Origin of the sequence: Psychrobacter immobilis (assembly GCF_904846235.1) — a bacterium.
Lineage (GTDB): Bacteria > Pseudomonadota > Gammaproteobacteria > Pseudomonadales > Moraxellaceae > Psychrobacter > Psychrobacter immobilis_C.
Genome location: NZ_CAJGZN010000010.1, coordinates 93,990 through 109,463, shown reverse-complemented (window position 1 = coordinate 109,463; position 15,474 = coordinate 93,990). Strand labels below are relative to the sequence as shown.

Annotated in this window: 11 protein-coding genes; 9 read left to right on the top strand and 2 right to left on the bottom strand. The window is 45.3% G+C overall.

Going from position 1 to position 15,474, the window contains the following annotated elements; all coding sequences use genetic code 11:
- The first annotated feature begins 54 nt into the window (after positions 1–54).
- From JMX07_RS08515 to JMX07_RS08485, 7 genes are all read left to right on the top strand, one after another.
- Complete coding sequence (locus JMX07_RS08515; protein ID WP_201607412.1) at positions 55–2,004, top strand: DUF294 nucleotidyltransferase-like domain-containing protein; 1,950 nt, start codon at positions 55–57, stop codon at positions 2,002–2,004.
- An 82-nt stretch (positions 2,005–2,086) separates the two neighbouring features.
- Entirely contained in the window at positions 2,087–2,692 is a 606-nt protein-coding gene (locus JMX07_RS08510) for a 3'-5' exonuclease (RefSeq protein WP_201607409.1), read from the top strand.
- Between the two features lie 323 nt (positions 2,693–3,015).
- Complete coding sequence (locus tag JMX07_RS08505) at positions 3,016–5,076, top strand: D-alanyl-D-alanine carboxypeptidase/D-alanyl-D-alanine-endopeptidase (RefSeq protein WP_227684728.1); 2,061 nt, start codon at positions 3,016–3,018, stop codon at positions 5,074–5,076.
- A 69-nt stretch (positions 5,077–5,145) separates the two neighbouring features.
- On the top strand, positions 5,146–5,631 hold the full coding sequence (locus JMX07_RS08500; protein ID WP_057758504.1) for an ABZJ_00895 family protein: 486 nt from the start codon (positions 5,146–5,148) through the stop codon (positions 5,629–5,631).
- A 185-nt stretch (positions 5,632–5,816) separates the two neighbouring features.
- On the top strand, positions 5,817–6,353 hold the full coding sequence (locus JMX07_RS08495; RefSeq protein ID WP_201607407.1) for a DUF421 domain-containing protein: 537 nt from the start codon (positions 5,817–5,819) through the stop codon (positions 6,351–6,353).
- Positions 6,354–6,437: 84 nt separating this feature from the next.
- Positions 6,438–6,926 carry a 23S rRNA (pseudouridine(1915)-N(3))-methyltransferase RlmH gene (gene rlmH / locus JMX07_RS08490; protein WP_101204969.1) on the top strand — a complete coding sequence of 163 codons (489 nt, stop codon included), beginning with the start codon at positions 6,438–6,440 and terminating at the stop codon, positions 6,924–6,926.
- A 122-nt stretch (positions 6,927–7,048) separates the two neighbouring features.
- Positions 7,049–7,939 carry a DODA-type extradiol aromatic ring-opening family dioxygenase gene (locus tag JMX07_RS08485; protein WP_201607405.1) on the top strand — a complete coding sequence of 297 codons (891 nt, stop codon included), beginning with the start codon at positions 7,049–7,051 and terminating at the stop codon, positions 7,937–7,939.
- A 31-nt stretch (positions 7,940–7,970) separates the two neighbouring features.
- Here the strand turns inward: JMX07_RS08485 and JMX07_RS08480 are convergent, their stop codons facing one another.
- On the bottom strand, positions 7,971–9,464 hold the full coding sequence (locus JMX07_RS08480; RefSeq protein ID WP_201607403.1) for an amidase: 1,494 nt from the start codon (positions 9,462–9,464) through the stop codon (positions 7,971–7,973).
- A gap of 260 nt (positions 9,465–9,724) precedes the next feature.
- Positions 9,725–13,096, bottom strand: coding sequence for a DNA translocase FtsK 4TM domain-containing protein (locus JMX07_RS08475; RefSeq protein WP_201607401.1), 3,372 nt, complete (start codon positions 13,094–13,096; stop codon positions 9,725–9,727).
- Between the two features lie 548 nt (positions 13,097–13,644).
- Here JMX07_RS08475 and trxB point away from each other — a divergent pair.
- Both trxB and aat read left to right on the top strand, forming a co-directional pair.
- A complete protein-coding gene (gene trxB, locus JMX07_RS08470; protein ID WP_057758497.1) occupies positions 13,645–14,667 on the top strand; it encodes a thioredoxin-disulfide reductase in 1,023 nt (340 codons plus the stop codon).
- Positions 14,668–15,474, top strand: coding sequence for a leucyl/phenylalanyl-tRNA--protein transferase (aat, locus tag JMX07_RS08465; protein ID WP_201607398.1), 807 nt, complete (start codon positions 14,668–14,670; stop codon positions 15,472–15,474).

The window sequence follows — 15,474 nt, the reverse complement described above, 5'->3', positions numbered from 1 at the left end:
TTATTAATGCTATAGTAAAGTCTCTGCCGAAAATATGCCATCAAGGATGATGCCATGCCCCATCTTGATTTTAGCCAACCGCCCTTTGATGTATTGAGCTTAGCCGAGCGTCAAAGCATTAGAAAAAACACCCAGATACGCTATCTTGCCAAAAATGAAAGCTTGCCTGCAGAAGAATTACAATGTCTATATGTGGTCATCAAAGGACAGATTGAGCAATCACTAGATGGTGAATTTGTCGCGTCCTATGTAGGTAGCAATCACGCTGACGGTCTGAATAATAATGATTGGTTTGATAGTCGCCGCCTGCCTGAATCACTTACCAAGGACAATCAGTTAGAGCCTGAAAGTACGGCCATACAGCCCTATCAATTCCGCGCCAATGAAGAGACGTTACTGCTCCAAGTCGCTGGCACCGCTATTGATAAAATCAGTGCACAAAATCATTTGGTACGGCAAATGCTATCAGACAAACTGCCTGAACGATTAAAAGCATTGCGCCAACGACGTCATAATAAAACGCTAGATCCTGCCAGCTATACCAACCAACAAGAAGTACAGCAAATCATGCTGCAACCAGTGATAGATGTTCATCTATTGCCAGTGCATATCGTCGATGCCAATGATAGCTTGTACGAAGCGGCCCGCATCATGACCAAAGCTGGATTAAAACATGTACTGGTCAGACCGTTACATGACTTAAGTGGCTCACAAACAGCGCAACATGAGACAAGATTACTTTTAGGGATTTTGACCGATACTGATATCTGCCGCGCGGTGAGTGACAGACAAGATCCAGCTATTACTCCTTGCCAGCGCTATGCTAATTTTAATCTGCGAACCATTAAAGCCAGTGATGAGATTGGCGATGCGCTGCTGACCATGACTCGCTATCGTATTCATAGACTGCCAGTCATTGATAAGAGTGGCGATGTCGTCGGTGTGCTTGGGCAAAGCGATATGCTCGCTCACATAGGCCATCATTCACAGCTGATTAGTATTCAAATCGAACAGGCACAAGACTTATCGAGCCTAGATACCGCTGTTGAGCTGATCGGGCGCTATATTCGAGCACAGCATCACAATGGTGTCAAAATCGGCAATATCAGTCGTATGGTACAGACGCTAAATGCGCAGGTATTTACCAAGCTATGGCAGCTAATCGTACCTGATGAAGTGATGGCCAATACCTGCCTTATCGTTATGGGTTCAGAAGGGCGCGGTGAGCAAATCATGCGTACCGATCAAGACAATGCGCTCATCATTCGCGATGGCTATACACACTCTGATTTGGCACAGTTTTCTGATACTTTTAATAGCCATTTAGCAACGCTTGGCTACCCACTGTGTGATGGTAATATTATGATGACCAATCCTATGTGGCGACAACCGCTCAAGCCATTCACTGCACAAATTAACCTATGGTTTAGAAATTCAGATCCAATGCATGGTATTTACTTGTCTGCGATATTAGATGCTGAATACGTCTGTGGCGATGAGTCACTGCTTACTCAAGTACGTCAGCATTTAAAGCTTGCTCATCAACAAGCAGATCCTATGTTTGTCAGGCAGTTTGCGCGGGCAGCGCTACAGTTTGGCGATGTTAATCAATGGTGGCAAAAGTTTGTCCCTTTACTAGGCGGCAAATCAGCATCGTCCGATATCGACCTAAAAAAAGCCGGTATCTTTCCCTTAGTTCATGGTATCCGCACTTTAGCATTAGAAAACAATGTGCTCGATGTGCCTAGTACCAAGGCGCGTTTAAAGGCTCTAGTACAGGTTGATGCTATGACCCAAGAGCGCGCCGATACGCTGCTAGAAGCGCTAGAGTTTTTTATGGCGCAGCGCTTATCTGTGGCGCTCTCAACCGATGATAAGCATGCACGGCAAGTGGATCCAACGACTTTGACTGCGCTTGAACGGGACCTACTCAAAGAGTGTCTGGCCGTGGTCAAAAGCTTTAAGAATCAATTGCGTCAACACTATCAACTAGAAATCGCATAAATGTGGCAGTCTTAATATAGAGACTTCATAAATAGAGAAATTTTATAAATACAAAAATGACATATATAGATGAGCGATTAATATGAGCTGGTTACAGCAGTTATCTTGCGCTTGGCAAAAGACGCAATTACAGCGTCCAGAGCTTGCCTCAATGTTTACAACACCTTCGGCTGAGAAGTGGGTGGCGATTGATTGCGAAATGACAGGACTGAACCCTAAAAAGCATCACCTGCTGTCTGTGGCAGCGATACATATTAATGGCAATACCATCGACACGGGTAATGGTATGCATTTGGTTTGCAGACCTCCTGTGATGCCAGACCGCGACACTATTGTCATTCATGGCTTGCGTACCGCCGACGTTGAACATGGCATGAGTTACGATGACATGTTGGCACTACTACTACCATTCATAAATAATCGACCAATCGTTGGATTCTGCACACAGCTAGACATGGCTTTTTTGAATCCATTGGTCAAACGCTATATGGGAACCTCGCTACCAAACGAAGTCATAGATTTGCGGCATTTGTACAGTCGGCGTATCAGTGGTCACACACAAGGGCTTTCTGGCCAAGCCCAACATCTGACTCGCATATTAGCCCATTACAATATTCCTGAACTGGGCGCGCATGATGCTTATAACGATGCTGTTATGACGGCGATGGCTTTTTTACATGTGCGTTAGCAGCAAGTCATGCTCTCAGTTCAATCTATAGTTAGAGTTAGTTATCTAAATAAGGGCGTCATTATCGCTAGGGCGTGTCCTCATTTTGAAAATGGTGATAAAAATGAAGTAAATGGTAGTCAAACAAGGAAAGGAGTACAGATAATATCGAGATATTAGCCAGCTACTTGACGCAGTTTGGCAAAGATTTAGCCATTTTTAGCCCATTTAAATTTTATTGTTCAGATTGATGACACACCCTAAAATTGTGCTGCTGGCATCGTGCGCGAAAACAGCAACTCATGTTACCATAGGCTGTTTTTGCCACCTGATGAAAGATGCTCATGCGATACCCTTCTAAACGCCGTCATTACTCTACTGCTGCAACCAAAATTGATACGCTTTGTCGTCATTTGCGACCGCTGAACCAACCTAGTAAACGTCTATCTAGGTTAGCGTTATTGGCAGCAGTTATAGTAGCGCCAATACATGCACAAGCCGTGTTGCCAGCAGCCATTCAAAAAGCCTTGGCACGTGCCGATCTAACAGAAGCGGATATCAGTATCGTGATTACCCCTGTGGGTGACAAGGCTGCCAGCCGTCTGCCTACTCCTGTTCAAGTCATTGATAATGATGAATCTGACAGCCAATCTGCAACTACTATAGTATCTGAGCATCCAGTTACGAACGCCTCTACGGATACAAGTAGCAGCGATCCGAGCCATCAGAGCGCGTTAATTACCATAGAGCAGCGCACCATTGAGAAGCACGAGCAAAAAATACATGCTTATACCGATGACCCTTATACTTATCAGAGCGTAGAGAGCATTCCAACGGTTATCCCTGATGAATCTCGGCATACGCTTGATCAGAATGCCAAAGCTCAAGATACTGAGAGCAATAGTAAAGCCTCTATAAAGATTTCATTTTCGCCTTTGCTAGATCACCAGTCTGACATCCCTCGTACGCCTGCCAGCACCATGAAACTCGTGCCTAGCTTTATCGCTTTGGACACTCTAGGGGCAGATTTTGTGTGGCATACACGGGTGTATCACACAGGTATTGTCATCGGCAACCGTCTACATGGTGACTTGATTATTCAAGGAAGTGGCGACCCGAAAATGACCCACGAACGCTTGAAGCAGTTACTGTATAAAGTGCAAGCATCCGGTATTCGTCATATCGATGGTGACATCATCATCGACAGCACAGTTTTTAACAATGTTAGTAAAGATCCTGCCGCCTTTGATAACTCACCTCTACGCCCTTATAACGCTAGCCCTGATGGGTTTTTGGTTAACTTTAGCACCATTGGTATCAAAACTTACCCTCAAAATAATGGTCAAGCAAGTGTGACCTACAAGCCGCGGTTAGCCAACTATCAGCTGCCTGCTACAATCAATACCCGTGCAGCCAGTTGTGGGCAAGCAAGCTATAGCCTAGCGCCGCAGTGGCAAAACACGCAGCTCATATTAAATGCCAGTCTGCCAGATAGCTGCGGTGAGCATGTTTTTTACGTGGCGTATCCCAATGCCAAAGAGTTTGCGGCACACGTCATCGCTGCCAAATGGCAAGCGTTGGGGAATACTTTGAGTGGGCAGGTGATCTCACAAGAAACCCCTTACGATATGACCAAGGCGACAAAACGAGCGCACGGACTTACAGCTATCGCGATGTCGCCTCTACCTATGGTCAGCTATCCGTCATTGAATTTAACGGAGCAGATCCATGACATTAACCACTTCTCAAACAATGTCATGGCTGAGCAATTGGCATTATCTATAGGCGCTTATGATAAAGAAAGGCTGACTCATTCAACACCTGCTAGCACAACTGCGACTAGTCCAAGCAGTCATGAAGTCAAAGCTAGTAATGAAGTCAAAGCTAGTAATGAGATGGATAATAAAGTAGCGGCTGATAAATCTAGTGGCAAAAAGGCTGATAGCTTATATCAGTTTGGTAAACCTGCTACAACAGATTACCCTGCAGCCTTACAAACCATCAATCAATGGTGGCAAACCAATCTCAGTACGCCGCCGCCACATTTGACCAATGGCTCAGGGCTTTGCCGCGAGTGTACTATCACCGCAGCCAACCTAAGCGAGCTACTGACGTATGCTTATAGTCAGCCAAACTTCGATGCTTACGTCGACTCGTTAGGTATCGCTGGGGTTAGTGGCACTATTGCCGCCCATAGCGATCGCTTGCCTGAATCTGTAGCTACTGGTCGTGCATGGATAAAAACTGGCACGTTAAATAACGTCACCTCAATGGCAGGTTATGTCAAAGGACTGTCAGGACAGGATTACGTTGTCGTCGGCATAATCAATACTGATCAAGCATTAAATCCTTATGCCGCAAGACCTGTGTTAGATGCTATGCTCGACTGGACGGCACAGCGTTGATATTTTAATTAACGCTTTAAGTCGATTTGTTATCAATACTCTATTTTTTACCTTTATCAAGGTTAGCTTATGTCACGCCAGACAACCAGTCTTAACAAACCCCAGACACTTGTACAAGTGCAGCCTAAACTGGCTCGATATGTTGGTTTTTTTGCGATTGGATACACGCTTGCCAGTACCATATTTATGATGATACAGACCAAACTTGCGCTCAATCCCCAACTGGTCATGGTGGTTTCTATTATTGTAGGTGCTTATATCGCTGTCAGTAAATTTATCAAACATCAGAAGCGAGCATTAGCGCGAGATGAGATTAATAAATTGATGTTTGGTGGGGTTGTGATTGTCTGGATGCTGACGGTCATTTATTTTTCAGCCATCTGGTTTTGGCTGTTTGATACGATAAGCCGTGAGGTACTGTTTGAGATGGCGATGCAGCGTCCACTGCCCCTACTTTCATCACTAATGCTGATGCTGGTCCTTACTCTAGTCAGTGCGCGAATCAGTCTATGGTCTATCAATCGATTATTAGACCCTATACGCAAATCAACGTAAGTACAAACCATCATCTACAAGGTGCTACAAAGTTTTCCCCTGCTAATGCGTAAAATCCGTTAGGCTAAGTTTAAGGCGTGTCATTATTTTAAGAATAGTACTAAAAATGAGACAAAGTAAGACGCGCCCTAGTAAGTAAAATTTTAGCGATGACTTGTTTTACCTTTATAATAGGAGCGAACATTATGGACATGATCTTTTTTGACAACATAGACAAGCTTGGTCGTATTGTTTTGACGACTGTTATGGTTTATGTGTTGATCGTGACAGTTACCAAAATCTCTGGCAAACGCTCAACGTCACAGCTCAATAACTTCGATTGGATCGTTACGGTCATGATCGGCTCGCTGGGTGCCAGTACAATTTTGCTCAAAGACATACCATTTGTCGAAGGGGTGTCGTCGATTTTAGTGCTGTACCTATTACAATTTGTGGTGACCAAATATGCGTCCGTTTCACCGCAATTTAGTAACTTTATTTTATCAGAGCCGCGTATCGTTTTTTATCAAGGGCAGTTTTTGCCAGACGCCATGCGTGATGAGCGCTTGACGCGTCAAGAAATCGAATGTGCCATGCGTTCTGAAGGGATTAATAGTTTTGATGATGTCGAAGCTATTGTTTTTGAGTCTGATGCAAAATTGACTGTCATTCCAAAGCCAAGCCAAGCGGACGATCAAAGCGCAAGTAGCAACGTATCAGAGACGATTAATCCTCTGATGTAAATTGCAGACAATGAAGAACGAGCGATACAACTATTAAGAACACACCCTAGTAAGCTTGAATTCAATTATCGAGATGTAAGTATTATGAAAGTAAGAATTTTGACCGTTGGCAATAAAATGCCTAGCTGGGTACAGACGGGTTTTGACGAATATTACAAACGCATTCAACCAATGCTAAGCACAGAAATTGTCGAGATTGCGGCAGCCAAGCGGGCAAAAAATCCTTCAGATGCTAATTTGGCACAGTACCGTGAGCAAGAAGGTCAGGCTATATTAGCCGCTCATAATGCATCAAGCCGCGAGCAATTATGGGTACTAGATGTTAAAGGCAAGATGATTTCGACCGAAGGACTGGCTGATAAGCTCTCTGATGGCATGCTACAAGGCGATGATATTGCCTTGGTCATCGGCGGTGCAGATGGAGTGTCGCCAGAAGTATTGGCAAAGGCTGATGCAAAATTATCACTATCAGCACTGACATTGCCGCATCCGCTAGTACGCGTCGTACTTATGGAGCAATTGTATCGCGCGATGAGTATCAATAATAACCATCCTTATCACCGTGGTAATTAAACAAAACACTAGGGTGTGTCCTCATTTTAAAAATGGGAACACACCCTAAGCTATTTTTTTTGATTTAAAACATTGACCCTAAAGTAGATTGAAAAACTGGCGCACGCCCTAATAAATGCAACATGAAATATCCAAAACGTGCGACACCCAACGCCTCTAAGCCATCTCATCAACGTGATGATCATCATAGTGTGCAGACGCCTATCACAGCGGCTGCCGCATGGGAAAATACGTCTGATGTAGCGACAAATACATCTAAGCTACCAGCGCTCTTTATCTCGCATGGCGCGCCTACGCTTGCAATTGAGCAGTCTGCGACGACCAGTGCACTGGCACGTATCGGTCAAAACTTACCTAAGCCACGTGCCATCGTCATTATGTCAGCGCATTGGCAGTCAGCAAAGCTAGAGATTAGCAGCAATCCACAGCCAAAGACATGGCATGACTTTTCAGGATTTTCGCCTGAACTTTACGACATTCAGTATCCTGCTACAGGCCAACCAGCGCTGGCTGAGACACTTGCTCAGCAGCTGACCGCACGTGGTATCACTTGTAGTGTCAATCCAGTGCGTGCCTGTGATCATGGTGTGTGGGCGCCGCTCAGACATTTGTATCCAGAAGCCGATGTGCCTATCGTACAGATATCACTGCCGCAGCATTACGACAGTATTGCCTGCTATCAGTTAGGTGCACAATTGGCACATCTACGTGATGAGCAAATCCTCGTCATTGGCTCAGGTAACATTACGCACAATTTGCAAGCATTGCGCTGGGAAGCTGACAGCATCGATCAAGCAGCTAAAGCATTTAAGCAGTGGTTGTTACAGCAGCTCAAAATAGACATTCCCACGGCGCTCGATTGGCAGCAGTACCCAGACTACAAGGACATTCATCCAAGTGATGAGCACTTGCTACCGCTGTTTTTTGCATTAGGTACTGGTCAGCGCGTCTCTGTCGTTCATCAAAGTATGGCCCATCATAGTTTGGGTATGGACATCTATCGCTTTGATTGAATGCGACTAATGCGAACACTAAAGTTTAACCCTACTTCTCAAAAGCGTGTTTGGTAAATAAACCGGCACGCTCCATCTCGCCCGCCACACTGAATAATGTCGCTTCATCATTCATACGCCCGATTAACTGCATACCAATTGGCAGACCCTTTTTGCTCATACCAACGGGTACTGACATCGCGGGTAACCCCGTAACATTACCCAATAACGTAAAACCCATCTTACCTAATACAGGGGCACTAAGCTTTTCTATCATGCCTGAGCTAAAGGCATGTCTACCCATATTAAAGCCCTTGTTAAGCACCTCGGCGCTACGCATCATCATCTCATCCATACGACTGGGCGGTAGCACACCATGCTTTACCGCAGGCGTGGGCACAGTCGGGCATAAAATCATATCGTAGTCTTCTAGCAATAGCCCCGTCTGATACTGGCTATGATGCCAGCCATGTTTAGCATGTGCCAAATCAACCGCTGACAGTGAGCGCCCAAGCAGTGCCATATTATAGGTTTGTGGCTCTAGGTTTTTAATATGATCAGCACCAAAATCACGCTCGAGATTATCAATCGTAAAAGCAGTATGCGCGCAAACTACAACGATGAAGTCATGCCAAAACTGATCGATATTGATGTTTGGCTCGGCTGGTACTACTTCATGACCCATAGACTCTAATTGCTTAGCCGTTTGCTCAAGTACCGCCAGCACCTCTTTGTCCACTGTCGTATTGGCTATCAAAGGCTGCTGATGCAAAGCAATTTTTAGCTTTCGCGGTGCACGCATTGCCGCTTGCAGAAACGTACCGTCTGGCGGAGCAATAACGTAAGGGGCACCAATCTCTGCTCCACTAGTGGCATCTAGCATCGCCGCACTATCGCGCACTGATCGCGTAATCACATGATCAGCAACAGCACCCTCCCAGCCTTCACCAACTGTCGGGCCCATGGGATTGCGACCACGACTTGGTTTTAAGCCAAATGTACCGCACCAAGCAGCAGGGAAACGTATCGAGCCGCCACCATCACCGGCACCGGCCATTGGTACAATACCACTTGCCACTGCCGCTGCACTACCCCCTGAGGAGCCGCCAGAGCTATAGCCTTTTTTGAAAGGGTTATGAGTGGCACCATGAGCTTTTGGTTCGGTGGTAATAATCAATCCAAACTCAGGGGTATTGGTTTTACCAAAAGTATTGACCCCTGTGGCTTTCATACGTTTGACAATTTCGCTGTCGTTTTCTGATACGATATTGACACTACGACTGCCCATTGTTATAGGCTCACCTTCAAAGCCAAATGATAAGTCCTTAAGTAAATAAGGCACGCCAGTAAACACACCCGTTGGCAGACCTTGCTCTGCCGCATGATAGGCACGCTCATCGAAACGATGGATGATGGCATTGAGTTTGGGATTGAGTTTATTGGCTTGATAGACGGCAGCATCCAATAACTCTTTGGCGCTGACGTCACCTGCATTGACCAATGCTGCTAGCGCTATTGCATCATATTGAGTGTATTCTTTAAACATAATCGAGCTTCCTTGTTCTTGAGTTATTCACCATTCCACTCAGTATATCGGTTTGGTAGCGCAACAAGTAACCCTCTTATCGATACTGCTGTGTTCACGTCATACCAGACCATGAATATATGCTTGACGCTAATGCCTATCACTGTGCCAATTTATGATGTCAGTTTTGCAAATAGCATGACGGTGCTACAAACGCTCATAAAAAAAGCGAGCTACTTACTGTAACTCGCTTTTTATCACTCAATCAAATTCACTGTTCATCACATCAACAGCTCACGCTTGCCACTTTTGCCCATTGAGCTGACCAGTCCCGCCTCCTCCATGGAGTCGACAATACGAGCCGCACGGTTATAGCCGATACTAAATTTACGCTGGATACTAGACGCTGATACTTTGCGCGTTTCCATAATAAAAGCAACGGCATCATTGTAGAGGTCATCATCTTCACCAGAGGCGTTACCTGCACTACCACCACCAGGACTAGACAACTCAAAATTCCCTGCCATATTATCAATATAGTCAGGTGCGCCGCGCTCACGCCAAGCATCACAGACACGGTTAACCTCTTCATCACTGACATAAGCACCGTGGACACGATCCGGCTCAATCTGTCCTGGACCTAAAAACAACATATCACCGTTACCGAGCATGTCTTCTGCACCGCCACTGTCCAAGATGGTACGCGAATCGACTTTTGAGTTAACACGCAGCGCTGCTCGTACTGGGATGTTGGCTTTGATCAGACCCGTAATGACATCGACGGACGGACGCTGAGTCGCTAGCATTAAATGAATACCTGCAGCACGCGATTTTTGCGCCAAACGTGTGATGAGCTCTTCGGCTTGTTTACCGACTTGCATAATCATATCGGCGAACTCATCCGCGACAATGACAATCATGGGTAAGGTTTTAAGCTTTGGGGCTTGGCTAATACTTACGCTGTCATTCGGTCGCCATAGAGGATCGAGCATTGGATTGCCTGATTTCTCCGCCGCGATGACCTTCTTATTAAACTCATTGAGCTTACGAACCTTTAGCAAGCTCATTAGCTGATAGCGACGTTCCATCTCGGCCACACACCATGACAAGCTACTAGCCGCTTCCGTCATATCGGTGACTACTGGCGTTAGCAAATGCGGAATATCATTATAGTTAGCAAGCTCAAGCTGCTTTGGATCAATCAAAATAAGACGAAGCTCATTGGGCGTATATTTGAGTAGCATCGATAGTAGCATCGAGTTGACCAATACTGATTTACCAGAGCCAGTAGTACCAGCGACTAGCATATGCGGCGCACGTGCAAGGTCGGTAATGATTGGGTTACCACCGATATCTTTACCCATTGCCATGCTAATCTGCGCTTTCGGGTCTTTGAACGTTTCTGTATTGAGCAGTTCAATCAAGCGTACCATTTCACGTTTCTTGTTAGGCACTTCGATACCGATATACGGTTTACCCGGAATCACTTCTACCACACGTAAAGAGGCCATCGATAATGAACGCGCTAAATCACGCGAGATACCTGTGACTTTACTAGCCTTCACACCAGCAGCCAACTCTACTTCGAAACGGGTGACGACAGGGCCAGGGATAGCATTAACCACAGAGGCTTTTACGTTAAATTCTTGTAGCTTAATTTCTAGCAATTCAGACAGCTTTTCAAGCTCAGCCACAGTATAGCTAGGCTTGCGATCAGGATCGGGCTTATCCAATATAGAGACTTCTGGAATGGGCGTTAGACTGCTGCGATAAGCTACCGTTTGCATCGAGCGCGACTTTTGACTGAAGGCTGCGTCATCACTAATATGCGGCATGACCGGTACATTAGTATCGTCATCACTATCGTCATCTGGCATCATATCAGTGATATGGTTGCTGCTATCGCCCTCTGGGACAGCAAAGCTAACAGATGGTTGCACGGACGCTTTCGGCTCAGGCTGTACATTTGAGACTGGGCTAGTCACTTCCACCGTTGGCGCTGCTTTTGGATTGGCAGGAGGCGTATTAGTTGGTGTCATGTCTGAAGCGTCTAACACATCTGGCAATGCAGGCTCAGTCTCTACTGTTACCGGAGCGACTTCAGGCTCAGAGACTATTGACGCATTATTAGTCTGTGGCAACTCTACAGGCGTATCAGACAGTTGATTGGTTAAATCCTGGGCAAAACTAATAGGCTCTTCTACGACAGGTTCTAGAGTCTTCTCTGGTACTATTGGCTCAGCTGCTACGGTTTCCTGAATAGGCTTAGAGTCTTCAGACGTTTCTACAACAGATTCTGTAGGTTCTGATATATCAGCATGCTCTGCCAACCATGCTTCTGCCAACTTATCCACTTCCGCAGTCTCATGTGTTGTAGAAATTTTAGGATCAACAGGTTCAATGACTGGCTGACTGGCCAAATCGCTGTGCACTGACTCATCAGGTAATGACTGAGCTAGTGATTCTTTATCATTTATATCTGGTTGAGCAACCGCTTCCGTCGTGGTAGTTACTGCAGTAGCAGGTACTGCTTTCTCTAACGATGCTGTGGTACTAGTACCCGTTTGGGAATAGTTGGGTATAGGCATAGCCGAGCTGTCCATGCCATTAGCACTGTAAGCCATCTGCTCACTTGCAAGTAAATCATCGACCGTACTGGCATCATTCCACGCAAAGCTTGGCTCAACTTTGCGAGTAACAGGTGCAGTCAAGTTTGAGGCTAATGGCTGGACTGTACTATTAAACGTATTATCAGTAGAGTTATTAATCGAGCCTATATCGGTATTTGCCTGCTCATTTTTGACATTACTAGGTGTTGCCGCTGCTTTTGCTGCGATGACAGAGGCTTTGACACTATCTGCCAATCCTGATGTTGCCAAAAAGTCTGACAAGACACTACCGAAACGTCCACTACTGCTGACGTCTTGAGTACCGCTAGTATTTTCCGCAGACTGTAACTCAAGTGGTAGCTGCTCATGCTCTACTTTTTTATCTACCGACTCATCTAAGTTTTGGCTATCATCTTGTGATGCAATGCTCGGTTCAGTAGCGTCGATAGCATCCTGACTTTTTACACCTGAACCAAGCCACGACAGCGCACGAACCTTTTGATATATCGTCATCCAATGGATATTAAAGGCAAACGTAGCGGTAATCACAACGAATACTGCTAAGAAAACCACACTCCCCCACTGCGATAGTAGCTGTGCCAAACGCGCCTGCAATTCTAGCCCGATGATACCACCAGCGACGCCTTCGAGACCGATTGCGTCAGGGTTCGTGACTTGTTGGACTAAAGAGACCAATTGTGCAAATAATGCGCTAGTACTTAATAGTAAAAACACATAAGCGACCAATCGCATGAGCCAAAACGTTGGCTTGTTTTCCCACCAAATCAAGATAGATTCATAAACCACAAATGCCAAAAACCACCAAGCACCAAACCCAAAAAAACTATAAAGCAAATCGGATAACCATGCGCCTGCCTCGCCGCCCATGTTATTAATCGTGGTCATATCACTACTGATGTGCGACCAGCTAGGATCGTTGCCTGTATAAGTCATCAAAATGACAAACAAATAAACGGCCAGTATTAACCCAAGGAGGGTAAACATTCCCTTTTTTAAATACTCAATAAGCGGTGCTGATATCACGTAAGATCTGCCTTGTTATTAATACTAAATGGTCGCCAATGCATGACTAAGCCTAATCATGCTGACATAAAGTGTTGACATAAATGTACCGAGCGAAGTGTTTGTTTGGCATGTGCCGATCATAGAGCCTTTAAACAACCGTTATCGCTTGGCTCCTACTACACTTGGCATAACTTCTTATAATAACAAATACATAGGTGCAGTGGCGACAGTCTTATCAAGAAAGCGTGTAAGAAAGTAAATCAGTAGACACTTTGCGTAAGAAAACAGCTGGTTAGCGAAACACGAGTGGCAAAATATGGCTAACTGTATTGCCTAAATTCTATAAAATACACATAATTTTTCGCACTTATATTCCAAAGCTATTTATTCTTTGATTCTAATGATACCTGTGTTTGTTTTAGCAAACTTGCACTTTGTGCGCTGTGCCCTTATGTTATTATCACACAGCAATTAGAAGAAGCATATTCGTAGTCATTTTTGATATTCCTCTTTTATTATATTTATAACTTACATTTTTAATTCGTATATTTAGCAAGGAACAACTCATGGCAACTGACACTACTGCTCCACGTCACGAAAAGCTCATTATTTTAGGCTCAGGCCCTGCTGGCTACTCTGCCGCAGTTTATGCAGCACGCGCTAATCTTAAGCCAGTTATGGTCACTGGTATGGAAGTCGGTGGACAATTAACCACCACTACCGAAGTCGACAACTGGCCAGGCGATGCACATGATTTGACAGGTCCTGCATTAATGGAACGGATGAAAGCGCATGCTGAGCGTTTCGGTACTGAATTGGTCTACGATCATATCAACGAAGTAAACCTAAACGAGCGTCCTTTTCAATTGACAGGTAACAACGGTAGCTATACTTGTGATGCGCTCATTATCTCAACTGGTGCCTCTGCACAGTACTTGGGACTAGAATCAGAGACTAAGTTCAGAGGGCTTGGTGTATCAGCCTGTGCCACTTGTGATGGTTTCTTCTATAAAAACCAAAAAGTTGCGGTGATTGGTGGTGGTAATACAGCGGTTGAGGAAGCTTTGTACTTATCTAATATTGCGTCTGAAGTGACCTTAGTGCATCGCCGTGACAGCCTACGCTCTGAAAAAATTCTGCAAGACAAGCTATTTGAAAAAGCTAAAAATGGTAATGTCAAAATCGAATGGAACCATCAAGTAAAAGAAGTGGTCGGTGATGATATGGGCGTCAATGGCGTCGTCATCGAATCGATGATTGATGGCAGCACCAAACAATTAGATACAATGGGTATGTTTGTCGCTATTGGTCATAAGCCAAACACTGACTTGTTCAAAGGTCAATTAGACATGAAGGATGGCTACCTGATCGTTAATAGTGGCTTGAATGGTAATGCCACTCAGACCAGTATCGAAGGTGTGTTTGCCGCAGGTGACGTAGCCGATCACGTCTACCGTCAAGCCATCACTTCTGCTGGTACAGGCTGTATGGCTGCGCTGGATGCTGAAAAGTACTTGGATGCACTGGGCGAAACCGTCGCTCGTGATCACACTTACGATTCAACCTTAACTGCAGATAAAGAAGCCTAAATGGGCAACTTTACTCAACAGCACGCTAAACACATTACGCCTGAGACTTTAAAAAGTCTTGGGCGTTATGACTTTCCCGATCCTATTTCTATAGATCCTGATGGTATTGGTATCGTCGCCATGGGGGGTGATTTAGCGCCTGAAACGCTGATATCAGCCTACGCTCAGGGGCTATTTCCTTGGTTTAATGAAGATGAGCCTATTGCTTGGTGGTGTCCTGAGCCGCGTTGCGTGATTGTCCCATCTGCCTATCAACCGAGTAAGTCTCTACGTAAGCAAGCAAATCGCGAACGTTGGCAAGTGACGCTTAATCAAGCTTTTGACGATGTCATACATTCCTGTAGCTTACCACGTAGCGATAGACTTAATGACAATCAGCCTGAAGGTGAGCATACTTGGATTCATGATGAGATGATCGAAGCTTATACCAAAATGCATGCGCAAGGCTTTGCTCATAGCATTGAAGTTTGGGACGAGGCAGGTCAACTGATTGGCGGATTATACGGGTTAAAGATAAACGGCATCTATTTTGGCGAATCAATGTTTCACCGAGCATCTAATGCGTCAAAGCTAGCGTTTTGGGGTCTGATGCGCCTGTGTGAACAAAGTAATGTCGCACTCGTCGACTGTCAGTTACCGAACGATCATTTGATGAGCTTAGGTGCGACTACTTTACCGCGTGCTGATTTCCTAGCTCAGTTAGACAACTTGATAGGCAGCCAGTCTGTGCCATGGCAAAAGCACTCTCATAAACCGTTATCCGTATCGCTACTGGATAGCGAATCGCCGTGGCAACTAGAGTTATGA